General features: G+C 42.1%; 18 protein-coding genes. 13 read left to right on the top strand and 5 right to left on the bottom strand.

The genetic code is table 11. From position 1 onward, the window contains the following. Positions 1–7 precede the first annotated feature (7 nt). The 8 genes from M3P07_RS07175 to M3P07_RS07140 all read left to right on the top strand — a co-directional run bounded on the left by M3P07_RS07175 (position 8) and on the right by M3P07_RS07140 (position 9,513). Complete coding sequence (locus M3P07_RS07175; protein WP_249969216.1) at positions 8–973, top strand: MlaD family protein; 966 nt, start codon at positions 8–10, stop codon at positions 971–973. Positions 974–976: 3 nt separating this feature from the next. Beyond that, positions 977–2,299 carry a 4Fe-4S dicluster domain-containing protein gene (locus M3P07_RS07170; protein ID WP_249969215.1) on the top strand — a complete coding sequence of 441 codons (1,323 nt, stop codon included), beginning with the start codon at positions 977–979 and terminating at the stop codon, positions 2,297–2,299. Between the two features lie 9 nt (positions 2,300–2,308). Further along, on the top strand, positions 2,309–3,094 hold the full coding sequence (locus M3P07_RS07165) for a (Fe-S)-binding protein (RefSeq protein WP_249969214.1): 786 nt from the start codon (positions 2,309–2,311) through the stop codon (positions 3,092–3,094). Position 3,095: 1 nt separating this feature from the next. Next, on the top strand, positions 3,096–3,578 hold the full coding sequence (locus M3P07_RS07160) for an ABC transporter ATPase (protein ID WP_249969213.1): 483 nt from the start codon (positions 3,096–3,098) through the stop codon (positions 3,576–3,578). A gap of 94 nt (positions 3,579–3,672) precedes the next feature. Further along, complete coding sequence (locus tag M3P07_RS07155) at positions 3,673–6,588, top strand: glycoside hydrolase family 3 N-terminal domain-containing protein (protein WP_249969212.1); 2,916 nt, start codon at positions 3,673–3,675, stop codon at positions 6,586–6,588. 29 nt (positions 6,589–6,617) lie between these two features. Beyond that, positions 6,618–7,760, top strand: coding sequence for an N-acetyl-alpha-D-glucosaminyl L-malate synthase BshA (gene bshA / locus M3P07_RS07150; protein WP_249969211.1), 1,143 nt, complete (start codon positions 6,618–6,620; stop codon positions 7,758–7,760). A gap of 3 nt (positions 7,761–7,763) precedes the next feature. Continuing rightward, the gene (locus tag M3P07_RS07145; RefSeq protein ID WP_249969210.1) at positions 7,764–8,216 is read left to right on the top strand and encodes a hypothetical protein; all 453 of its coding nucleotides are present in this window, start codon (positions 7,764–7,766) and stop codon (positions 8,214–8,216) included. 121 nt (positions 8,217–8,337) lie between these two features. Further along, complete coding sequence (locus M3P07_RS07140) at positions 8,338–9,513, top strand: OmpA family protein (protein ID WP_249969209.1); 1,176 nt, start codon at positions 8,338–8,340, stop codon at positions 9,511–9,513. Between the two features lie 81 nt (positions 9,514–9,594). On the opposite strand, the gene M3P07_RS07135 is transcribed toward M3P07_RS07140, so the two are convergent. Both M3P07_RS07135 and M3P07_RS07130 read right to left on the bottom strand, forming a co-directional pair. Continuing rightward, on the bottom strand, positions 9,595–10,617 hold the full coding sequence (locus tag M3P07_RS07135; protein ID WP_249969208.1) for an ATP-grasp domain-containing protein: 1,023 nt from the start codon (positions 10,615–10,617) through the stop codon (positions 9,595–9,597). Between the two features lie 30 nt (positions 10,618–10,647). Beyond that, entirely contained in the window at positions 10,648–11,973 is a 1,326-nt protein-coding gene (locus tag M3P07_RS07130; protein WP_249969207.1) for a phenylacetate--CoA ligase family protein, read from the bottom strand. 407 nt (positions 11,974–12,380) lie between these two features. Here M3P07_RS07130 and M3P07_RS07125 point away from each other — a divergent pair, with 407 nt between their 5' ends. Continuing rightward, positions 12,381–14,492: a fibronectin type III domain-containing protein gene (locus tag M3P07_RS07125; RefSeq protein ID WP_249969206.1), complete on the top strand. Its 2,112-nt coding sequence runs from the start codon at positions 12,381–12,383 to the stop codon at positions 14,490–14,492. 78 nt (positions 14,493–14,570) lie between these two features. Further along, entirely contained in the window at positions 14,571–15,941 is a 1,371-nt protein-coding gene (locus M3P07_RS07120) for a tyrosinase family protein (RefSeq protein WP_249969205.1), read from the top strand. 49 nt (positions 15,942–15,990) lie between these two features. Here M3P07_RS07120 and M3P07_RS07115 read toward each other — a convergent pair whose 3' ends face one another. Next, the gene (locus M3P07_RS07115; RefSeq protein WP_249969204.1) at positions 15,991–16,356 is read right to left on the bottom strand and encodes a heavy-metal-associated domain-containing protein; all 366 of its coding nucleotides are present in this window, start codon (positions 16,354–16,356) and stop codon (positions 15,991–15,993) included. A gap of 9 nt (positions 16,357–16,365) precedes the next feature. Then, complete coding sequence (locus M3P07_RS07110) at positions 16,366–18,606, bottom strand: TonB-dependent receptor (protein WP_249969203.1); 2,241 nt, start codon at positions 18,604–18,606, stop codon at positions 16,366–16,368. A 275-nt stretch (positions 18,607–18,881) separates the two neighbouring features. On the opposite strand from M3P07_RS07110, the gene M3P07_RS07105 reads away from it, so the two are divergent. Further along, positions 18,882–19,169: a hypothetical protein gene (locus M3P07_RS07105; protein ID WP_249969202.1), complete on the top strand. Its 288-nt coding sequence runs from the start codon at positions 18,882–18,884 to the stop codon at positions 19,167–19,169. Between the two features lie 51 nt (positions 19,170–19,220). After that, positions 19,221–20,606, top strand: coding sequence for a phenylacetate--CoA ligase family protein (locus M3P07_RS07100; protein WP_249969201.1), 1,386 nt, complete (start codon positions 19,221–19,223; stop codon positions 20,604–20,606). Positions 20,607–20,623: 17 nt separating this feature from the next. On the opposite strand, the gene M3P07_RS07095 is transcribed toward M3P07_RS07100, so the two are convergent. Beyond that, positions 20,624–21,256 (bottom strand): sugar transferase, encoded by a 633-nt coding sequence (locus M3P07_RS07095; RefSeq protein ID WP_249969200.1) that lies wholly within the window; start codon positions 21,254–21,256, stop codon positions 20,624–20,626. A gap of 316 nt (positions 21,257–21,572) precedes the next feature. On the opposite strand from M3P07_RS07095, the gene M3P07_RS07090 reads away from it, so the two are divergent. Further along, positions 21,573–23,636 (top strand): hypothetical protein, encoded by a 2,064-nt coding sequence (locus M3P07_RS07090; RefSeq protein WP_249969199.1) that lies wholly within the window; start codon positions 21,573–21,575, stop codon positions 23,634–23,636. The last annotated feature ends 96 nt before the right edge of the window (positions 23,637–23,732 follow it).

Here is a 23,732-nt window from a genome sequence, read left to right as displayed (position 1 = left end):
GAACCTTTTGAAACTATCAAGGGAAATCAAGACTGGGATTATTGTACTTACTGGAATCCTGGCGTTCATATTTGGTCTTAGTTACCTAAAATCATCGTCCATATTTGAAAATACCAAAACGCTCTATGCCGTCTATGACCATGTGGGCGGAATACAATCTGGCACCCAGGTGACCATTAACGGAGTGGTCGTGGGCAACGTTACAGGAATCGAGTTCAAGAACGCCCGATTTCAATCTGTGGTGACCTTTTCGGTTGATGAGGGGCATGAATTCTCTAAAAATAGTAGTGCTGAAATTTATGATACGGGAATCATAGGAGGAAAGGGAGTGCAGATTCACCCTGTTTTTGACGGTGCCCCAATGGCGAAGTCGGGGGATACCTTACAATCGAATACAAAACCAGGGATCACAGCTTTGGTACAGGAAAAATTGACTCCCTTGCAAATGAAGGTGGAGGGGGCCGTATCCCATGCAGACACTTTGCTAATGAATGTAAATAAGGTCTTGGACGACCAAACCAGAATAGAACTGCGACAAAGTATCGCTGGGCTCAATGAGTTGATTAGCTCCTTTAAGACGAGTGCAGACAAGCTAAACGTGCTATTGGAAAACAACAAGGAACAACTTGATAATTCCTTAAAGAATGTGGACAAAATCACATCCAACTTTTCCAAACTTTCCGATTCCTTGGCCAATGCAGGATTGGCAAGCACGGTGTCCAACTTTAAAACAACAGTGGAAAAACTGAATTCGGTTTTGATGAAAATAGAAAAAGGCGAGGGGTCACTGGGCAAGCTGGCCCACGATGAGCAGCTATATGATAATCTTGCTGCAGCCTCGCGAGAGTTGGATTTATTGCTACAGGATTTCCGATTGAACCCCAAACGCTACGTTAATGTTTCCGTTTTCGGAAAAAAACAAAAGGAATACGAACTTCCGGAGAACGATCCCGCGGCAGAAAAACAGAATTAGAATATGGAGTACCTACCCAATATTTTGTTCGGTGTGGCCCTTGTGATTGGGATTGGGTTTTTCACTAGAAATGTAAAAAAGCTCAGCAGAAACATCAAACTTGGGAAAGAAGTGGATGTTAGCGATAACAGACCGCAGCGTTGGAAAAACATGTTGCGTATCGCCCTTGGCCAGACCAAAATGGTGGTTCGACCCGTAGCCGGATTTTTGCACCTTATTGTGTATGCTGGTTTTTTGATCATCAATATTGAAGTATTGGAGATCATCGTGGACGGTATCTTGGGCACGCATAGGGTTTTTGCACCTTTGGGAGTGGTCTACGATGTTTTGATCGGCTCTTTTGAAATCTTAGCCATTTTGGTGATAGTTGCCGTGGTTGTGTTTTGGCTACGAAGAAATACGATCAAACTCCAGCGTTTTATTAAGCCGGAAATGGAAGGGTGGCCCAAAAAAGATGGGAACATGATTCTCTACATTGAAATGGTGTTGATGTGTCTGTTCCTTACCATGAACGCTGCGGATTTTCAATTACAGCAATTGGATGCTCCACATTATACCAAAGCGGGAGCCTTCCCGGTAAGCCAATATATTGCAGGTTTGTTCCAGGATCTTTCCATCTCTACTTTGATTTTGATTGAGCGAAGTGCCTGGTGGATACACATTTTGGGAATTCTTGCCTTTTTAAATTATCTCTACTATTCCAAGCACCTTCATATAATACTGGCCTTTCCAAATACCTTTTATGGAAAGCTTAAACCACAGGGGCAATTCAACAACCTAGAGGCCGTAACCAATGAGGTTAAATTAATGATGGACCCTAGTGCTGACCCCTATGCAGCACCGGAAGAAGGTGCGACGGAACCAGAAAAGTTTGGCGCTTCCGATGTCATGGACCTGAATTGGGTGCAACTCATGAATGCCTATACCTGTACCGAATGTGGTCGATGTACCTCAGAATGTCCGGCCAATCAGACAGGGAAAAAGCTTTCCCCTCGAAAGATAATGATGGATACCCGAGATCGCTTGGTAGAAGTGGGAAAACAAATGGATGCCAACAATGGGGAGTTTACACCGGATGGCAAACAGTTATTGGACGATTACATTAGTCGCGAGGAACTGTGGGCCTGTACCACTTGCAATGCTTGTGTTGAGGCCTGTCCGGTTAGTATCGACCCACTTTCCATTATTTTGGAAATGAGACGGTATTTGGTAATGGAACAGTCGGCTGCTCCTACAGAACTAAATAATATGATGTCCAACATTGAAAACAATGGAGCACCGTGGCCATATAATCAAATGGACCGCTTAAACTGGGTAAACGAATAATCCAAAACTATGAGTGAAGCACTTACAGTGAAGACCATGGAAGAATTTTTGGCTGAGGGAAAACAGCCGGAAATATTATTTTGGGTGGGTTCTGCAGGCAGTTATGATGATAGGGCCAAAAAGATTTCCAGGGCATTCGTAAAAATATTGAATAGAGCCAAAGTGGATTTTGCCGTACTGGGGCCAGAAGAAAGTTGCACCGGAGATGTTGCAAAACGCGCCGGAAACGAGTTCCTGTTTCAGATGCAGGCCATGATGAACATTGAAGTTTTGAATGGTTATGAGATAAAACGCATTGTAACCTGTGACCCACATTCCTTCAATACCTTAAAAAACGAATACCCAAGTTTAGGGGGAAATTATGAGGTTTTTCACCATACGCAGTACATCAAACAACTGATTGATGCCGGCCGCCTCACCCTGAAGGGCCAAGTGTATAAAGAGAAGCGGATTACATTCCACGACCCTTGTTATTTGGGAAGGGCAAACACTATCTTCGATGCTCCCAGAGCGGTGTTGCAGAAAACCAATGCGGAGATCGTTGAGATGAAGCGTCATAAAAAAACGGCACTATGTTGTGGTGCGGGTGGAGCCCAAATGTTCAAGGAACCTGAAAAGGGAGATATGGATATAAACGTATTGCGCACAAAAGACGCATTGGAGACCAACCCCAACATTATCGCAACCGGTTGTCCTTATTGTAATACCATGATGACGGATGGTATTAAAGCACATGAAAAGGAAGACAGTGTCACTGTTTTGGATGTAGCTGAACTTATCGCAAATTCTTTATAAAATGTTAGTTGATTTTGAAACCCTTCCAGATACGGCCAGAATATGGATTTATCAATCCAATCGCAGTTTTTCGCCTGAAGAGCTGGAAGAAATAAATCAAGCACTGTCCCAGTTCTTAAATGAGTGGACAGCGCACGGAAGTACCCTACAAGCAGGGTTCGAGGTAAAATACAAGCGGTTTATTGTTATCGGATTGGATCAGTCCCAAGCAAGTGCTTCGGGTTGTTCCATAGATGCATCGGTGCATTTTATCCAAGGTCTGGAGCAAAAATATGGGGTTGAGCTCATGGATCGGATGAACGTCTCTTTTAAGCAGGGTGAATACATTGCGTATAAGTCGCTAAAAGACTTCAAAAAAATGGCAAAAGCCAAGTCCATTTCAAAAAATACCACTGTTTTCAACAACCTTGTAGCCAATAAATTGGAGTATTCCGAACACTGGGAAGTACCGGCATCCGAAAGCTGGCATTCGCGTTTTTTATAGAAGAAATCTGTAAATTAACCCGATTTCAGTGCATTCTTCGACGAAATGCAATACATTTATCAGCGATAAGTTCATGCCCCTAGATCATTTGCTTATGCGGATAAACTACTACTTCCCCCTATTTTTGTTTGTTTTCCTTAATGCCTTCGGGCAGCACAACCCTTTGATAACCAGGGATACCTTGGCTCAGAAAGCATGGGTTGATACGCAGTACAACAATATGACGCTGGAAGAGCGCATTGGTCAATTATTCATGGTCAGCACTACCTCCAAGAAAGGGAGTTCTTCTGAAGAAAAAATAAAGGAACTAATCAAACAACATCATATAGGAGGCGTGGTATTCTTGCCGGGCGGACCAGGTAGGCAGGCCAAAATGACCAATGATTTCCAATCTGTTTCCAAAACTCCCTTGCTGATTGCCTTGGATGCCGAATGGGGACTCGCAATGCGATTGGACTCTACCTACGCCTTTCCATGGAATATGACCTTGGGAGCCATAAAGGACAGTTGTATTGTTGAAAAGATTGGCTATCAGATTGGAAAACAGGCAAAACGATTGGGCGTGCACATTAATTTTGCGCCCGACTTGGACGTCAATAACAATCCGCAAAATCCTATAATTGGGAATCGCTCGTTTGGCGAAGACCCAAAAAATGTGGCCAACAAAGGAATTGCCTTTATGGATGGTATGGAGCGGGCCGGTGTGTTGTCTTGTGGAAAACACTTTCCTGGCCATGGCGATACAGCAACCGATTCGCATAAGTCCCTTCCGATAATAGCATCAACACGACAGCGATTGGATTCCATAGAATTATATCCCTTTAAATCGTTGATAAACAATGGACTTAGTTCCGTAATGGTGGCGCATTTGGACGTTCCGCAGGTGGAATTTCTTAGAAAAGGGCTACCCTCAACACTCTCCGACCAGGTAGTCACGGAATTATTGAAGCACGAAATGGGCTTTGAAGGACTTGTTATTACGGATGCCCTAAATATGAAGGCAGTCTCCGAATTTGCGCCGGAGGGAGAAGTGGAGCTCAACGCTTTTCTTGCTGGAAACGATATGTTGCTCATGCCTGAAAATGTACTTCAGGCAAAGGAAAAGCTCATGGAAGCGTATAACCGTGGCATTGTTACCGAAGTGCGGTTGGCGGCATCGGTCAAGAAAATATTGATGGCCAAATACAAGGCAGGCCTGCATGATTATAAACCCGTGGAACTTGAGCATCTCTACGAGGACCTGAACACCGTAGATAACGATGCGCTTTATGAAGAGGCCATGGAGAACGCCATTACCGTTGTCAAGAACAATTTTTCCTTGCTTCCCATTAAAAAATTGGAAAACAAAAAAATCGCCTATGTACATTTTGGCGATGCCTCTGGATTACCTTTTTTACAAACCTTGAAGCAATATTCCGAAGTGACTGCGATACAAGCAAAGGACTTGTCTGGTTATCGCAAGGAATTGGCGCGGTTTAATTTAGTGATCATCGGTTTCCACAAGGACAATTCGAGCCCTTGGAAAGGGTACAAATTCTCGGAAAACGAACTTTTCTGGTTACAGGAAATCAGCCGAATGCGAACCAGCAATACCATATTGGCCGTATTCGCAAAGCCGTATGCACTATTGGATATCCCCAATTTTGACACCATTGATGGACTTGTGGTAGGTTATCAGAACAGTAAGATCAGCCAAGAAAATGTGGCCGAGGTTATTTTTGGCGCCATTGGCGCAAAAGGGAAGCTTCCCGTTTCGGCCCATTCGGATTTTCCGGTGAATACCGGCATCGAGCTAAAACCTTTACAGCGATTGGGCTATAGCATTCCAGAAAGGGTTGGTATGAGCTCGGGAAAACTGGCCGCTGTGGATAGTCTGGTCAAGGCTGGTCTGGATTCGTTGATGTATCCCGGAGCCCAGGTGTTGATTGCCAAAAAGGGAAAGGTTGTGTATCATAAGAATTTTGGGAAACCAACCTACAATTCCGAAAACGAAATTGGCCAAACCCATATCTATGATTTGGCCTCATTGACCAAGATTCTGTCTACCTTGCCCTTGATCATGAAGATGGAAGAGGAGGGAAAGATTGCTTTAAACAATACCTTTAAGGAATTGGTCCCGGAATACGAGGAGACCGAACTCAAGGATGTCACGGTATTGAAGGCCTTGTCCCACTATGGCCGACTCCCGGCTTGGATTGCCTTTTACATTAAAACGCTTACCAAAAACCGAACACCTTCACCTGACTTTTATCGGAACCAACCGACCGAGGGATTTTCGTATAAAGTAGCAGATAATCTGTATTTAACGGATGCTTATAAGGACTCCATTTATAATCGTATTGGAAGACAAGAGCTAAAGTCTAACAGGTATCGCTATAGCGATGTGGCCTATTATGTCTTCAAAAAATATATTGAAGAAACCTATGGGGAGTCCATCGATAAATTGGTGAATGATTTTCTGTATGTTCCGATGGGATTGCAAAGGACTTCTTTTAATCCTTTGGACAAGTTTGAAAAAGAAGAAATTGTTCCAACAGAAGAAGATAACTATTACCGCCACCAAACCATACAGGGATATGTGCACGATATGGGTGCGGCCATGCAAGGCGGGGTAGGAGGGCACGCAGGTTTGTTCAGCAATGCCAACGATGTGGCCAAAATCATGCAAATGTATTTACAAGGCGGGGTGTATGGAGGAGTCCGTTTCTTGAATGAACGGACCATAAAAAAATTCAACACCTGTTATTTCTGCCATAAAGATGTAAGGCGCGGAGTTGGTTTTGACAAGCCACAATTAAAGGAGAAAGGGCCTACTTGTGGATGTGTTTCGCGTAAAAGCTTTGGGCACAGTGGATTCACAGGAACCTACACTTGGGCAGACCCAGATGAGGAGCTGGTCTATGTCTTTTTATCCAATCGGACCTATCCGTCCGCTTCCAATACCCTTTTGGTAAAATCTGGGTTACGAACCAGAATCCAGAAAGCTATTTATGATTCTATTATAAATTAGAAAGTAAATATTGCTTTAGATTTGTTCTTATGAAAATTGCAATAGTTTGTTATCCCACCTTTGGTGGTAGTGGAGTTGTGGCAACAGAATTGGGAATAGCCCTTGCTGAAAGGGGTCATGAAATTCATTTTATAACCTATAAACAGCCAGTACGGTTGGAGCTGCTGGGTAATAACATCCATTTTCATGAGGTGCATGTGCCTGAATATCCGTTGTTCCACTATCAGCCCTACGAGCTAGCCTTATCCAGTAAATTAGTGGATACCGTTAAGTTTTACGGGATAGAATTATTGCATGTACATTATGCCATTCCCCATGCCTATGCGGGTTTTATGGCCAAAAAAATGCTTCAGGAAGAAGGAATTTTTATTCCGATGATCACCACACTGCACGGAACCGATATTACCTTGGTAGGGAAACATCCGTTCTATAAGCCTGCCGTTACCTTCAGCATTAACAAATCTGATGTCGTTACTTCCGTCTCAGAGGCATTGAAACAAAATACTTTGGACACCTTTGATATTGAAAAGGAGATCGAGGTTATTCCCAATTTTATCGATACCACCAAGTACAAACAAGATTTTACCGATTGCCAACGATCGCTCATGGCCAAAGAGGATGAGCGAATCATTACGCATATCAGTAACTTTAGGAAAGTAAAGCGTATTCCCGACGTGATCAATATTTTTCACAAGGTCCAACAACAAATCCCAGCTAAATTGATCATGGTTGGGGAAGGACCCGAAAAGGAATATGCCGAGCAGCAATGCGAGGATTTGGGAATTAAGGAAAAAGTGGTGTTTTTGGGGAATAGTAGGGAAATAGACCGGGTACTTTGCTTCTCTGACCTATTTTTACTTCCATCGGAATCGGAAAGTTTTGGCTTGGCAGCACTGGAGGCCATGATTAACAAAGTAGCCGTTATTTCCAGCAATACAGGAGGTATTCCGGAAGTGAACAAAAATGGCATATCTGGTTACCTTGCCAACGTAGGCGATGTGGACGAAATGGCCAGAAAAGCGATTGAAATCCTTCAAGATGATCAGGTATTGGACAGGTTCAAGGAAAATGCATACAAGGTGGCATCCAAGTTTGACATTCTGAATATATTGCCCTTGTACGAAGAGGTTTACGAAAAGGCCTATAAATACAGGTTCAAAAATTCCTATTGATAAATGAGATACGTACTTGTCCCAATATTGGTTTGCATAATGTCCTGTAAGGTGCAAAAAGAAGCACAGCCCCAAGGTGACCCAGACATTGTTTTGGTGGCCCAGGATGGTTTTAGTGGCATTTTGGACTATGAAGCCGGGGTAATTAGGGATGTTAAATCTTTGAACAAGTTCTATTCCCGAATCAACAGGACCCGTAAACCGGGTCTTCCCGTGCCCACAATCGATTTTTCAAAGGAAATGGTCGTGGTATTGTGCCTGGGGAGCCAAAAAGGAGAAAAAGTGCCAGTATTGTCTAGGTCAAATGAATCCGAAACAGGGGTTTCCCTGGCTTTGGAACTATCCAACAACGCTTCGGATAAAGGTTTGGAATCCGAAGTTGTTTCTTATCCATTTTACGTTTATAAAATGCCGCTTTCCAGCAAAAAAATGGACATCCAGAAAAAGGGATGGTAGCTTATCGGCACTTTGTAACACTTCATCTTCTTATCGAGAATTAAGGCATTTGAAAGCACAAAATTCATGTTCTTCAAACCTTGGTGTAGTTTTGTTCTAGGAAACCTCAAATCTAAACAGAATGAAAGCTTCAAAACCTACACTAACGGCCTTGGCCGTGCTATTCACCTGGGCATTGACCGCCCAAGACGTCCAATTGACAAAAAAAGACAGTATTGTTAACAGTTTTTGGTTGGTTTCCCTTGGAACCAATATTGTGGACGATTCCGGTGACGAATTTGGTAAACTGTTGGATCTACAAGATGGATGGAACGCGGTTCCTTACCCTTCGAGAATAAGTGTGGGCCGCTACTTTGAAAGCGGTGTTGGACTTGAGGCCATAGCAACTTACAACCGGTATAAGCAAGGAAAAATAGTGGATAATGCGGTTAATCCTGAAGATGTGGACTATTTGGGGTTGGATTTTCGGATCAGCTACGACCTGAACATGATTTTGGGGGAAACCGGATTTTTTGACCCTTATGTAGGTATCGGGGTTGGATACACCGATGCAAATAATCAAGGTAGGGGAACCTATAATGCAGTTGTTGGTTTCAGGACTTGGTTCTCGGACCATTGGGGATTGGATTTTAACTCCACCGGAAAATGGACCATGAATACTGATAACTCCACCAACCATATTCAACATGCGATAGGCGTGGCCTATCGATTTAACGTTAAAAAAGGACTTTCCAGAAAAGGGGAAGAGAAGTTGGCCCTCTTGGAAGAGCTGGAAAAAGAACAGCAACGTGTCCAGGATTCCATTGCCCAAAAAAGGGCAGAGGAGGAGGCCCAGCGATTGGCTGAGCAGGTGAGAAAAGAAAAAGAGGCCGCTGAACTGGCAGCTGCCGAAAAAGCAAAACGGGAAGCTGAGGAGGCCAAGCGTGCCAAGATCAGAAGCGAAATAGAGCAGTTAGGAAACATCTACTTCAGCCTTAATTCCTCGTATTTGACTAGAACGGACAAAGGTTTACTGGATCAATTGGTTACAATTTTGAAAGACAACCCAACCCTAGTGGTCAAGGTTGCCGGACATACAGATTCCCGTGGTAGTAGTAATTATAACCAATGGCTATCGGAAAGACGGGCAGAACGCACCGTGGAGTATGTTAAATCCCAGGGAATTCCGGAAAATAGGATACGGTTTGGTGGCTTCGGTGAAGAACAGTTGACCAATGAATGTGGGGACGGGGTACGATGCCCAGAGTCCAAGCATTCCAAGAACCGAAGGTCCGAGATGGAAATAATTGAATTTTGATTTGGAATATTAGTGCCAAAAAAGGGGAGAAAGTAGCACTTTCTCCCCTTTTTATTTGAATCTTTTCTAATGTGACGCAGATTAGTTTTTGATGGGCATCATGCGGTCACATTTGGAGAACATGAGTCCTGCCTTAAAATTATTGAATTGGTCAACATTGGAATCACCGTTCAACCAAGCTAGATAAATAGCAGGAGTGTTTATTCCGGCTTCATGGGAAAATGGGTAACCACCCCCGAATCTAGGATTCATTTCGAGATAGTACACCTTGTCTCCTTTCACAAAGAAGTCGCAATCCATATTTCCAACATGTTTGGTATTTTCGGCTATTTTCTTGGCAATTTCGGCATATTCGGGATTGATAACTGATGAGGCCTTATCCGTCTCTCCCGATCGCATGGCCATTTTTTTACGCACGAAGGAATTGTAGTGGTTGCCTTCAAGATCGTTCAGGATATCTATCCCATATTCCTCACCATCAATCTTTTCCTGGATTAAGATGCTCTGATCCATATCCGAGGCGCTTGCAGTGCTTAAAATTGATTTTTTAACCTTGATATGTTGGAGTTGATAGGCCAATCTTAGCTCTTCTTCATTTTCTGCAATATCGATGGCTATGGAGGCGCTTCCCCATCTTGGCTTAACAATCACCGGGTAGCTTAGATTCCCAGCAGAAATAGCAGCGAGGGCATCGTCCAAATTAAGGTAAGTTGCTGGTGTATCGACACCAATTTCTTGAAAGAAGGTGAAGGTCTCCCATTTGTCAAAAGCAATGGAGATTACTTCAGGGTCGGAAATTATGATTCTGGCACCCAAAGCTTCCAATTCGGCTTTGTGCTTTGACAGTATGGGCAATTCCAAATCGTTCAGGGAGATGACCGCATCGATGTTTTCACTTTCAATAATTTCCTTGAGAGCGGGAATATAACCTGGGTCATAAATGCCGGGAACTTTCTTGGCGATATCGGCATCAACCAATGCTGGTGCCGTAAGCTGCATGTCCACGGCTACGATATTACCATTATCGCCCAAGGCATCTTTAAAGTAGTTGATCAAATAATTTCTTCGTCCCGCACAGGTAAAAAGTATGTTGGTATGTTTCATTTAACGGATTGGTGGATAATAATGAACCTTTTAAACGTATTGTAGGCTACGTTCCGTATACAAATTTCGTGTAAATTTTCTTTTTCTGGAGTTCAACAAGGGAATTTCATCCACATATTCCACTTGAATTTGGGCATCCTTGCCCAAAATTCTACGTGTTTCGTTCACGAGTTCATTTTCCCTTGGAAAGGGAACATCTATGTTAATTTTAATCACATAGGTGGTTTTTTCAGTCTGTAGAAACTGAATTTGCTTTAGTTCGGAAAAATTTGGAAGAATGGCCATTAGTTTAAAGGGACTGATCATTTCCCCTTGGGAATTCAAAAGGATATCCAGTTTTCGGCCTTCGACTGTTTTTAGTACTGGGAATTTACTACCAGGGGTAAAAATCATGGCCCCAATATCCCCGGTGTCGTACCTGATCATGGGCATAGCATGGTTATAAAGGTCAGTGACCACTATTCTGCCAAGAGCCCCGTGCTCTACCGGTACATCCTCCTCGAAATCCAAAATTTCCAGATGATAACTGGCCCAATTGACTTCAAAGTGGTTGCTATGGGTTGTCTGTTGTGCTAGTATCCCATTTTCAAAATTGGAGTACCTAGACACCATCGGGGTATTAAAGTAGTACCACATTCTACTTCTCACATATGGACTAAGACCTTCAGACATGCCTATTATGGATTTTACGTTGCACTCTATGGGCTTGGAATTTATGGAGTCCAAATAATCACAGATTTTTTCTAGTGCGGAAGTATATGCAAGCCATCCCTTTGGAGATTTGTCTTTTTCAAGTTTAGTTAATAGTTCTTGAATTTCATTTGGTTCTAGTTCATCAACTTCAAGTAGTTCAATATTTTGGGCAAATGCCACTAGTTTGTTTTTTTTGAGGCTACTATTCCAATGCCTTAAGTATAGTAATTTGTCCCCTAAGGTGTACCCGGATCTACCTGCGAAGTAAATGGTATCGGCTATGTTTCTTTTAAGTTTTCGCGTAGTTCTATAGACCATGAAAGGTGTACCGGTTGATCCGCTTGTAAAAGTGGAATGAAGTTTTCCCAACTTGGATGGTTTTTTAAGTTTTAGGGCTGGGTTGTCTCTAATGATGTTTTTATTTACCACCGGAAAATCATGAAGTGATTTATAAGTCTTCAAGTGAGCGTAGTACGAAAATCGCTGGGAAGCACTGTCCAACAACTCCCTAAGAACGGGCTCATTTTTTTGTTGTAAAAGATGGTAAGAATCCAGCGAAAGGGAGTGTTTTATGTCTTGGAGATTCTTTCGAATAGTTCCACCTTTAATGGCATCAATTGCCCAAAAGGCAATATACCTGAGTTTGGAGAAAAGAAGGTTCATGAGAGACTGGGGTAAGTTCTTGGTTTATATGGGGCATAAAAGTTAATGATCCAAACTGATCATTTATCTGCAATACGTCCACTATTTGAAGTAGCGTAAGGGTCTGGGGCTAATATGGATAAAGATACAACGTCCGAATGACCCACCAAATTTTATTGATATAAAATTGATGTTCGGTTTTCTTGGATAGAACTCTATATCTCAGTCAATTGAGCCAAAACTAATATTGGATTCTTCTTGGATTAATGTTTAGAATGTTGGCTCTTCCAGTCTCCCAGGGGTTAATGATTCAGTCAAAGTATTTTTTTGCGTTTCATCGATAATTTAAATCAAAATAATCGATTCTATAATAGGTACTATACTTTTGTTTTGTTCTCCCTTTTATTCAACCTTAAAGCCAGTTCTGTATGGACAAGAAATTACTACTTTTTTCCTTTCTTTTTTGTTTAGGAATATTTACTGCAACCTCACAAAATTTACATTCTCAAGCCAATGCTGCCTCGATTGAAAATGAAGCCGATGCCACAACTGGTTGGGCAGGTTTGGGAGTTGTAACATCGGACAATACCGAAGCACAAACTGGAAACTTTGCCATCAGGGTGGAGTCCACTGCCAACAATGGAAGAACCTTGGAATACTCCTTTAATGCTACCATTGGAGTGGATTATACCATAAGCATTTGGGCAAAACAAGGCCCTATGGTTTCCACAACTGGTAACCCGGCTTTTGCCAATTGGGTTGGAATGAATGGATTTGGAACAACGACAATTTTAGGCACCGACTGGGTAGAATATGTTTTTAACGTTACGGCCACCGCCACAAATCCAATTATCAGGATTTACACCAGTCCCTTTAACCAAAGGTTTGTTGCGGGGAACACTGTGATAGTTGACAGCGTTTCCATTACCGCCGATGGTAGCGATACCGAGGCTCCTACAGCGGTTAGTGATTTAACCTCATCCAATACCACGGAAACCACCACAGATTTATCTTGGAGTGCCTCTACCGATAATGTTGGCGTTACCAATTATGAGATTTTTCAAGATGGTGTGAGCATTGGGAATTCTGGAGTAAATACAAATTTTAACGTGACTGGCCTTACACCAAATACAAGTTATGATTTTACAGTTGTTGCTGAAGATGCTGCAGGTAACACTTCTGCAATTAGCAATACAGAGACTGTTAACACGCTTGCAGATGGTCAGGCACCAACGGCAATTGTTGACTTGAGTTCTGCCAATACTACCGATACAACCACGGATTTGTCCTGGAGCGCATCAACTGATAATATTGGAGTTACCAATTATGAGGTTTTCCAAGATGGAGTAAGTATTGCGAACACTGGTGTAACAACGAATTTTAATGTAACAGGCCTTACCCCAGAAATAAGTTATGATTTTACGGTTTTTGCAGAGGATGCCGCGGGTAACACTTCTCCAGTGAGTAATACGGAGACGGTCGTAACCAACGCAGCTCCCGATACGGAAGACCCAACTGCACCGACGAATCTTACGTCATCCAATACTACAGCTACAACCACAGATTTGACTTGGACCGCCTCGACGGACAATGTAGGTGTTACAAACTATGAGATTTTCCAAGATGGAGTTAGCATTGGTAATTCTGGCGTAAACACCAACTTTAATGTAACTGGGTTATCTCCCAGTAATAGTTATGACTTTACGGTAGTGGCAGAGGATGCTGCAGGGAATACTTCCCCTGCCAGTAACACGGAAACTGTTAACACCCCTGGTGTACCGGATACTGAAGATCCAACGGCACCCACCAACCTTACCGCTTCCAATACAACCTCCACCAGCACAGATTTAAATTGGAATGCGTCCACAGATAATATTGGGGTTACCAATTACGAAATTTTCCAAGATGGGGTGAGCATCGGAAATTCAGGAGTGAACACCAACTTTAATGTAACGGGACTTACTCCGAGTACGAGCTATGATTTTACAGTAGTGGCAGAAGATGCAGCGGGAAATACTTCCCCTGCCAGTAATACAGAGACTGTTTTGACCAATGCCGGAGGTGGCGTTATTGACTATACTTCTGAAAATTCCAACCTCACAACTGTTGATTGGACCGCACGGGATTTATTCGCGGATAGAAATGTTGGAATCGGAACGACCAATACCCAAGGATATCGTCTAGCTGTAGCTGGAAATGTTATTGCTGAAGGAGTAAAAGTAGAGTTGCAGGGTAACTGGCCGGACTTTGTTTTCCTAAAGGACTATGACTTGATGCGATTGAATGAAGTAAGGGAATTTATTCGTGAATTTGGACATTTGCCTAATATCCCAAGTGCCCAAAAGGTAAAAGAGGATGGTATCGATTTGGGTAACATGGATGCTAAACTACTTCGAAAAATTGAAGAGCTCACGCTTTATTTATTGGAACAGGAAGAGGAAATTTCCCGATTGAAGGAAGAGAATGAAGCAATCAAGAGTATTTTGGAAAGATTGGAAAAGATTGAAACCCAATTGGACAGAAAGGCTGGAGACCAGTAAAACATAATATTCAAAATTGGATACCATTCGATGTTACCGAAGAAAATTATTTACAACAAAAATTTCAGCTACCGCCCCATGGGAAAAATATATAGTACAATAGCCCTGATTTTTGGCATACTCGCCTTTCAACCAATTATGGGCCAGAGTATTCGAAAGAATTTTACCGAGATGACGGATTATGAAAAGGCTGAATTGGTCAGTGCTTTTTATCAATTGCGCACAGGGCCGGACCTATTCAACGACCTGGCAGATTTCCATGCTCAGTTCTTTAATTTTGACAATACGGCAACTCCGGAGGCTCTCGACTTACACTTTAACCTCCCTGGAGAGCAGGAACGGGAAATATTTTTGGCCTGGCACAGACGACAGATGTTCGAGATGGAACAGGCTGTACAGGATATAAATCCAGAAATTAGTTTGGCTTATTGGAATTCTGCTGTCAATCAAAGTACAACAGGACCCCTTTGGGCAGCCGACTTACTTGGACCTTTTGATGCGGATTGGTCGCTCAATAGAAACCTTGGAGGAAACGGCCCAATGCCTACTCCGGCGGATATTACCAATTTATTGGCGGAAACTGATTTCTTTACTTTTTCAAACATTTTGGAAAGACAGGCTGTGCACAGGGGAGCACACGTTTGGGTAGGCGGTGCCATGCCGACCCCATTGTCTCCCAGAGACCCTGTTTTCTACTTTCACCACTCGCATGTTGATAAAGTATGGGACGATTGGGAAGAGATTCACCAGAGTTCCTCTTACATTACTACTTCCATGCTGCGTTATGATGGAACCTACGTTTTTGATGGTCAAACCTTACCACTCGTAGATCCGAATGATATTACGGATACAAGATCGCTAGGAGTTTTCTACGCGGATGGTGGATTGGCCGAGCTGGACAACTATATAGTGAGCAACACGTATAATCCTGAAGAAATTTTTTACTACCAATTTAATATCCAAGCGGGCGATAATTTCCTAGTACCCAATGGTACGGTGGCAAGGTTTGAATCTGTGAACGAGATTAACCTGCAGCCCGGATTTGAAGCTGTTGCTGGTTCTACTTTTGAAGCTTTGATAGATACCGAGAATGGAGGAACAAGCAAGGCAGGACCTGTCCGGGTTGTCAAACCATACCCGTATTCGGAAAAATTGTTTGAACCTATTGTTTGGGAAGACACGGATTCGTTGGTGGACGATATGCCCGTAATCATCACTGCACATCCAAATCCATTTACCGAAAAGATTACGATCAACCTAAGTAAAAGAACGGATTGCATCATCGAGGTATTTAATATGATGGGAATGAAAATCAGGGAAGAGGCATTTCAGAATACCAATACTCTGGTTATTAAAAACCTTTACGGTTTATCCTCGGGCTTTTATGTAATTCGCGTAACGGATGGTACAGGAAAGCTCCTTATAGCCAAACGAGTTATCAAGATGTAAGAAGAGAACAAACTTTTATATATAAAAAAGGCCCCGTTTCGGGGCTTTTTTATTTGTGGTTTCCGTGGTCCATTTCGGAGGTTGCCGGATCTCTATATTTGCAGCAGGTTGGCAGGTTTTGGTAAACTTCCTCAGGCGCTACATATTCACCCGAATCATGCCCTACTGAAGCTATTTTTTCCTGTACATCGGCAACGGTGCATTTACGCTCATCGATAATGGCCTTGAACACTTTGCTTTCAGAATTCCAGGACGCAAACTTAACGCCCTTCATTTTTATAGCGGTCTTTTCAATTCGATTTTTGCACATCCAGCAATTGCCCTTTACTTCAAACGTAACCGACTTGTTCTTGTCTTGGCTATGGGCAAGGTTTAATCCCAATAGAATAAAAAAGAGAAATACTGTTTTTTTCATGGTTCAAAATTAAATTTTATATCTAAATCCGATGTAATAAGCACTTTCCAAAACCGGAGCATAAGAGATAACACTATCAAAATAGGTTCCAAAGGGATCATTGGCCGCCAATATTGGATTGGTCTGTGTAAAATTGTTTATGTTTTCTCCACCCACATATACCTCAAATTTCTTTGAGAATACCTTTGTCACCTGTGCGTTGATCAATACATAGGAAGGGGAATGACCGTCCAGTTGAAATTCCAGGGGGTTATCCGAGGTATTCGGTAATCTTTGCCTACCCAGCCAATTGGCGGTAAAGTCAAAACGCCATTGCCCGTGTTCGTCCATTAAGGTCTCATAGTTCAGGTTGGTAAAAAATCGATACCTGGGTTGCAACGGTTTATCCAATCTGCCACTTTCATAATCCGTTTCTACATCGAAGTATTTGTATGTAGCCCGAATATGGAAATCTTGCAAGACCTCATAGTTCAAATCGATTTGCAAACTGTTGGAATAACTGGTTCCTTCTAGGTTGTAGAAGGAGACCTCTCTTGGATTCTCCCAGTCTACGATAACTTGATCCGTGAATTGGGTCCGATAAAAATCGATTGAAAAATCCATGACCCTATCCCAGATATAAAGTTTTTGAATGAAGCTTAGGCCATAGTTCCAAGCTTTTTCGGGATTCAGATCATAGTAATTTCCGTTGTTTGCGTTGTTGATGTTTATTGCTCTGGACGAAGCAAATAGCTGTTGGTTTTCGGCAAAAATATTGGCTCCTCTTTTTCCTCGCCCAAACGATGCCCGAAAACTGGCCTTGTCCCAAAGGGAGTGTCTCAAGTGAAATCTAGGCGTAAGGAAATTCCCCAGATTGTTATGGGAATCTGCCCGAAGGCCAGCCACAAAACTCAAACCTTCCAGATTATCGAAGGTGTATTCAAAAAAGGTTCCCACCGATGTATCATTCCGTTGGTATTCGTCGGTGTTTACCAATTCATCATAATTATCATGGGTTAGGCTGATTCCGGTCTTGAATTTGTGTTGTGTGCTTCCTATAATGCTGTTGAAAATAAAGTTGGAGTAAAAGGAACTATGGTCAATATCATACTGGTTCAATCCATAATAAGAATCTTGGGAATGATTGCTATAGGCCGTCTGAAATCCAAAACTTTGATAGGGTAATTCGGGAAACACATAGCCCAATTTTGAGGAAATATCGATACGGGAGGTGTTGATCTCACTCCCCCAAGCATTGGTGGTCAACCTATCCGTGTCCTTATTAAAACCTGTTTGTCCCAGTTCTTTCTCATCGGATAAATACTGAATATTTGCATAACCGACCCAGCCACTTTCCGGGTCCATGTACTGCCATCTATTCATAAAATTGATTTGTTTGGACAAGGGCGTATCCAAAAAGGAATCCCCATTATTGTCAATGGTGCCATTTCTTAGATTGGCATGAAGGTAGAGTCCAACTCCCAGTTCGTCGGTGAGGTTATGGTTTATTCGGCTGTTGAATTCATAGCGCTCATAATTGTTGGCATACATGTTCAGAAAAAACCGCTTATCGGTAAGAGGTTTTACGAGTTCGCTGTTAATGTGGCCAGAAATACTTTCAAATCCATTGAGTACGCTTCCGGCTCCCTTGGTTATTTGAATTCCTTCTATCCATGAACCTGGAATAAAGGAAAGGCCAAAGATTTGGGAAGCCCCACGAATGGAAGGCATGTTTTCTTGGGTGAACATGAGATATGGACTATTAAGGCCCAGCATTTGGATTTGTTTGGCCCCTAAAACGGCATCGGAAATGTTTACATCTACGGAAGGATTGGTCTCAAAACTCTCCGAAAGATTGCAGCATGCGGCCTTAAGCATTTCCCTGCTATCCACAGTTACCACATTTTGCACACTAAAAAGGGATTTTTGCAAGGGAGCCACCCTTTTTTCCAAAATTATCTCCTCGAGCTCCACGATCGGGTACAAAAGAATGTTTCCCAAATTGGGTCTGTTCACCAATAGTGTGTCGGATCTAAAGCCAATGGAACTGATCACCAATTTCTTTAAGTCTGCCCGAAAGGGTATGGAAAAGTTCCCGGAAGCATCAGTAGTAGTTCCTACAGTGCTCTCCAAATAGTATACGTTCGCATCAGGCAGGGGAATATTTTCTTTGTCACTCCTGTATTCCAGTACTTTTCCCTTAACTTGAATCTGAGAATGGACTTGGTTACAGATAAACATCAACAGAAGAATGGAAAGTATGATTCTCATTGGAAAAGACTGCGCAATTTGAGCTTAAAACTATGCTTTTAAATGCTCAAATCCATTTAAAGCAACCAACTTTAACAATGGTATGTATTTCATAGATTTTTTCGGTCTTTAACAGATTTAAAAATAGGCCCATACACTTTAGTGGTAATTTTAGACCCGTATTTGGCAAGCACTTTTTTGTTTTATAAATGAAGGCGATAACAGGGTTGGTGGTTAGTAGTTTTATAGCAACTCTTTTGGGAGTGTCTTGGAATTGCAATCCACTCAAGGGGCAAATGAAGCAAAACGACCTGTTCATACGGATTATCAATGATACAAGCCATGAGTTTACGAACGTATCCTTGTTTTCGATGGAGTTCCAGGATTTGAGTCCCCAGGATACTACCAAATACTTGGCGCTAAAGTTTGATTCCCTGAAGCACGACCCTTTAATATACTGTGTAAGCGAGGGCACGAACTATGGAAGGTATGTTAAGATTCCTGAAGGTAATGCGGGATATTACACCTACACGATTGATAGTTTAAAAAACAAAATGATTTATGTTAATCTGGTAAAGGATTGACAAATACACAACATGTGGACAAAATAATATTCCCCGCAGAAAGTAATGGATATGATTAAACTATTGGAGTGGTTTCGGAGAACAACATTTTGGGTGCTGGATTGGTGCAAGGGGGGAAATGTTGGAAGACATTATAGAGAGGTTAAGTACGTTCAGAACAACCCGAGGACGGAAAAATCCAAACAAATTAGGCAACAACATCTGGACCAGCTTCTTGGGCATGCCGTAAACACGGTGCCTTTTTACTTTGACATCTCCGAAAAAGAAGCCCAACTTGAACGTTTTCCGGTCGTAAATAAACAAGTTGTTCGGGAGAAGTTTGAATTGCTCAGGAGCCAACCCTATATCAATAAGCATAACCATCAAGTGCTTACCAGTGGTTCTACGGGCAAACCGTTTAAAATATTGCACGACAAGAACAAAAGGGACAGAAATACCGCCGATACCATTTTCTTCGCGGAACGGGCAGGGTTTAAGATTGGGGCCAAGCTTTATTATCTAAGACTCTGGGACAAACAATACAAGCTGGGCAAGGTCAAATCCTTTGTACAAAACATGCATGCCCAATCCGTTGACGATCTTAGCGAAAAGAACATCGCCATACTATTGGAGGATTTTGAACAGAGCAAATCCCATTTAAATTTGTTGGCCTATACCTCCGCCTTGGATTCCATTTGCAAATACTTGGACGAGCATTACAAAAGACCCTTGGATTGCACAACGACTTCCGCAATTGCTGTCGCAGAGGGACTTAGTCCGACGGTAAAGGAAAAGATGAGAAAATATTTCAATGTGGAAGTGGTTTCAAGATATTCCAACAGCGAGAACGGTATTTTGTCCCAGCAGCCGCTAAACAGCCGTAGCGGTTATTTTGAAATAAATACGGCAAGCTATCACGTGGAAATCCTGGACCTAAATCACGATAGGCCTGTTAAGCCAGGGGAGGTAGGTAGAATTGTAATTACCGATTTGTTCAATTATTCCATGCCTCTTGTTAGATATGACACTGGAGACGTTGGAATGATGGAGGAAGACCCCGAAAGTGGATCCTTAGTCTTTACAAAAGTGGATGGTCGAAAAATGGATATGTTCACCAATACCAAAGGGGAGTATATTTCATCCCATATCATTCATCATATTTTGCAATACAAGGGAATTCAACAATTCCAATTTGTCCAAGAGGATGTGGGCAAATACGTAATCAAACTTAAAGTTCTGGAAAAGTTGCCCATTCGCGTTGAGGATGCGCTACGAAACCAATATTTGGAGTATTTCGGGGAGGATGCCGAACTTAAGATCAAGTATGTTAAGGATATTCCGTTGTTGGCCTCTGGAAAAAGAAAACTGGTTATCAACAAGGTTGCGGAAGCTTCAAAAACTCAAACCTCCAAACCGGAAAAAAAAGAGGATAGTATCGACTTTGTGGTGTCGCCTTAAAAAGCAGTAATCCGAAATTATTCGCCAACGACTTTTTGCTGATTTTGTCTGAGAACATCAAAGTCCTCCATGCCAGATTCGGAATCCAGTGCTACGTCCTTGCTTGAAAGTACTTTCATAAAAGTCTTAAAAAGAATTTTCACATCCATTCCAAAGGATAGATTTTTAACGTACTCAATATCTTTTTGGAGTCTGCTGTCCCAATCCAAATTATTCCTGCCGGAAATTTGGGCCAATCCCGTCACGCCGGGACGTACCGTATGTCTTATTTGCTCCTCCTTGGTATAGTAGGGCAGGTATCTTACCCTCAATGGCCTGGGACCGATCAAGCTCATATCCCCCTTTATGATACTCAATAATTGGGGAATTTCGTCCAAGCTGGATTTTCGAAGGAATGTCCCAAATTTGGTAACCCTTTGCTCATCAGGCAATAACTTACCCGCTGCATCCTTTTTATCGGTCATGCTCTTGAATTTTAGAATGGAAAAAACCTTTTCATTTTTGCCAGGACGCGGTTGCAGGAAAAAGGGTTTGCCATTGTTTACAAACAACAAGATGAACCAGATAAGTACAAATATGGGAAATAGAACAATGAAACCAACAATGGATAGAACAAGATCCAGAAGCCTCTTAAAGAAAAATCGATACATATAAATCTTACGGATTATGCTATTTTTGTTATAGAAAGTTTATTTCGGGATTTTATTGCACCGGCTTACGGATATTTGCAAAGCGAGATTCCTCAAAAAGCAGGAGGGCAAATCAAAAAACTGGGAAATTGGGGATGGATTTGCCATAAAGTGTTAAGCGATGTTAAAATTTACTGCATTTCATCGATAAAACAACTCGTCGAAATCCAAAATAGAGTTAGCTGCGTAATAGGGATGTATTTCATCGAATAATTTCGTTTTTGGACGAATTTACTTTGAAGATGTACTAATTTTAACCTCAAATATTCGCAGCACTATGAAATTTACTTATCCCCACTACCTACTTACTATGCTATTTATTGTCTTTTTTTGTTTGATTTTTCAATCCTGTGCCAAAGATAGCGATCTTTTTTATGAATATGTAGTTGAACAAGAAGAAGAAGTTGTTGAAACGGATGACCCCGATGAGAACAGCGAAGATCCTGATGAAGAGAACCCTGACGAAGGGAACGAAGAGGACCCCGACGAAGGGAATGAAGAAGACCCTGATGAGGGTGAAGAAGAACCAGATATCCCTGAGTTTCCCGATACGCCGGACGATCCCGGAAACCCTAATAAAATTGAAGGAACCTACTATCCTAAATCTGCGGATGACGTAGCAAATCCAGCTAATGCCAGTTTTAAAGCGGTAATCACGGATTCATTCGATTGTAACAACTGTACTTTTGCCCCTAACCAGACCATTGAACCGGCTGGTGGAGTAATTACAGGTTCCAATATCAACCTGAACGGTGCCTATATTCAAAATACCTACAAACAGGCCTTTGCCCCCTCAGTTAGATTTAGCACACTTTACGAAAACTCTAGGGTAAGCCCTGAAACCTTTGGTGCGGTGTCTGGCGATAACGTTGATGATAACGCAGCCATTGACGCTATGATCAATAACTGTGCATTGGCCGTTGGAACCAAGGATGGCTCTTACATCAAAAACCGTCCTTCCAATTACAACCGTGGTGGTATCATTAACTGGAACCTGAACGGAGCCGAGGTTAAGATCACCAGTGCAGCTAATTTTAGGACCAGTCTTCCATCTGTGGATGCAGTTTTCGATATGACCAATATTTCCCCAACCATTTATAATGGGGAATTTGATGGAACCGATGCCTATGGTAGGCTGTTCTATTTACACGGTCAAAATCATTTTTCATTCAGGAATTTGTGGGTGCACAACCTATATTCCCCTAATGCGATTAGAGCTGTAGCCTTTAGATTTTCCATTAATGCAACAAGTTCAGGATTTTCCGCTGGGGAATTCAGGGACAACGTTATCGAAGATATTGTCGCACAAGGCGATGGAAATTACAATGACACCCATGGTATTGCCAAAGCTTGGTGGTATTCTTTTAGTGGAATGAACTCCTCCACCAACTTCCATATTCTTTACCAAAACAACGTGGTTCGAAATATAATTGGTGATGATGCAGAAGGTTTCTATGCCATCGGTGGAGCCAACGTGAGCCACAATGGTAGATTTACCTTTGACAATGAAGACTATAGAAATTGTACACGAAGGGCTATCAAGGTATGTGTCTCCAATGTTGAGATAAAGAACAGTTATTTCGAGGAAATTCCCCAATCAATGTTCAACTCTGCCCAGCAAATGGGATCTATGGTTGACTTCTTTAGTACCAGTTCTGGTAATCTTATTGAAAATATCTGGATTCACGATAACGTAATCAGAACCGTTCCAGGTCATAATGCCCACTATTACCTACTTTCTGTTACGGATGCCAAGAATGTGATCATTGAGAACAATACAATTACCATGGAGAATGCGGGTAATTATGGTGGTATCCGATTGGGTTCAAATACCAGTATTTATAGCGGAGCCCTTCAGAATGTGAAGATTCGCAATAACATATTGAACAACACTTATGTGAATACCATGACTAAATATGCTCCGGTCAACAATCAACCTATTGAGATTGACAACAACGAGTTCAATTTCACCTCAACTTTGGGTGTTGATGTTGGAGCGCTTCGATTCTCTGCAAGAAATGGCGCACATGGATACATCAACTTCACCAATAATGATATTAATGTGAACATGAGTTCCCCGAATGGGATCAATGGAGTATTGGCCAGTAATGGGGTAGATGTTGTTGGTGTGACCTTGGACAATGTAAATGTTACTTATAGCAATGGAAGCTCCGCAAGGCCATTTGGATACCTGCAGGGAAGTTTTAACAGCTCCAATACTATTAAGAACAGTTCGCTTACAGGTGCCAATGGTGCACAATCTTTGGTTGTAAATGGCTCACAATCAGCGCAAATTGTAAATAGTACAGATAGTAACGGTAATCCAATTACCATGAAATAAAAACCAAACTGATTCAATTCAATATTGGTTTTCGAACACAAATTTTGGAACATAGGATTTATTACATCATGGTAAATCCTATGTTTCATTTTATAA

It is taken from the genome of Flagellimonas myxillae (genome assembly GCF_023502235.1).
Classification (GTDB): domain Bacteria; phylum Bacteroidota; class Bacteroidia; order Flavobacteriales; family Flavobacteriaceae; genus Flagellimonas; species Flagellimonas myxillae.
This window is presented reverse-complemented; position numbering and strand designations above follow the sequence as displayed.

What these genes read in the sequence shown, in the direction of transcription:
- M3P07_RS07170 (WP_249969215.1), top strand. Translation starts at nt 977, where the DNA reads ATGGAGTACCTACCCAATATTTTGTTCGGTGTGGCCCTTGTGATTGGG.
- M3P07_RS07165 (WP_249969214.1), top strand. Translation starts at nt 2,309, where the DNA reads ATGAGTGAAGCACTTACAGTGAAGACCATGGAAGAATTTTTGGCTGAG.
- M3P07_RS07160 (WP_249969213.1), top strand. Translation starts at nt 3,096, where the DNA reads ATGTTAGTTGATTTTGAAACCCTTCCAGATACGGCCAGAATATGGATT.
- M3P07_RS07155 (WP_249969212.1), top strand. Translation starts at nt 3,673, where the DNA reads ATGCGGATAAACTACTACTTCCCCCTATTTTTGTTTGTTTTCCTTAAT.
- bshA (WP_249969211.1), top strand. Translation starts at nt 6,618, where the DNA reads ATGAAAATTGCAATAGTTTGTTATCCCACCTTTGGTGGTAGTGGAGTT.
- M3P07_RS07145 (WP_249969210.1), top strand. Translation starts at nt 7,764, where the DNA reads ATGAGATACGTACTTGTCCCAATATTGGTTTGCATAATGTCCTGTAAG.
- M3P07_RS07140 (WP_249969209.1), top strand. Translation starts at nt 8,338, where the DNA reads ATGAAAGCTTCAAAACCTACACTAACGGCCTTGGCCGTGCTATTCACC.
- M3P07_RS07135 (WP_249969208.1), bottom strand. Translation starts at nt 10,617, where the DNA reads ATGAAACATACCAACATACTTTTTACCTGTGCGGGACGAAGAAATTAT.
- M3P07_RS07130 (WP_249969207.1), bottom strand. Translation starts at nt 11,973, where the DNA reads ATGAACCTTCTTTTCTCCAAACTCAGGTATATTGCCTTTTGGGCAATT.
- M3P07_RS07125 (WP_249969206.1), top strand. Translation starts at nt 12,381, where the DNA reads ATGGACAAGAAATTACTACTTTTTTCCTTTCTTTTTTGTTTAGGAATA.
- M3P07_RS07120 (WP_249969205.1), top strand. Translation starts at nt 14,571, where the DNA reads ATGGGAAAAATATATAGTACAATAGCCCTGATTTTTGGCATACTCGCC.
- M3P07_RS07115 (WP_249969204.1), bottom strand. Translation starts at nt 16,356, where the DNA reads ATGAAAAAAACAGTATTTCTCTTTTTTATTCTATTGGGATTAAACCTT.
- M3P07_RS07110 (WP_249969203.1), bottom strand. Translation starts at nt 18,606, where the DNA reads ATGAGAATCATACTTTCCATTCTTCTGTTGATGTTTATCTGTAACCAA.
- M3P07_RS07105 (WP_249969202.1), top strand. Translation starts at nt 18,882, where the DNA reads ATGAAGCAAAACGACCTGTTCATACGGATTATCAATGATACAAGCCAT.
- M3P07_RS07100 (WP_249969201.1), top strand. Translation starts at nt 19,221, where the DNA reads ATGATTAAACTATTGGAGTGGTTTCGGAGAACAACATTTTGGGTGCTG.
- M3P07_RS07095 (WP_249969200.1), bottom strand. Translation starts at nt 21,256, where the DNA reads ATGTATCGATTTTTCTTTAAGAGGCTTCTGGATCTTGTTCTATCCATT.
- M3P07_RS07090 (WP_249969199.1), top strand. Translation starts at nt 21,573, where the DNA reads ATGAAATTTACTTATCCCCACTACCTACTTACTATGCTATTTATTGTC.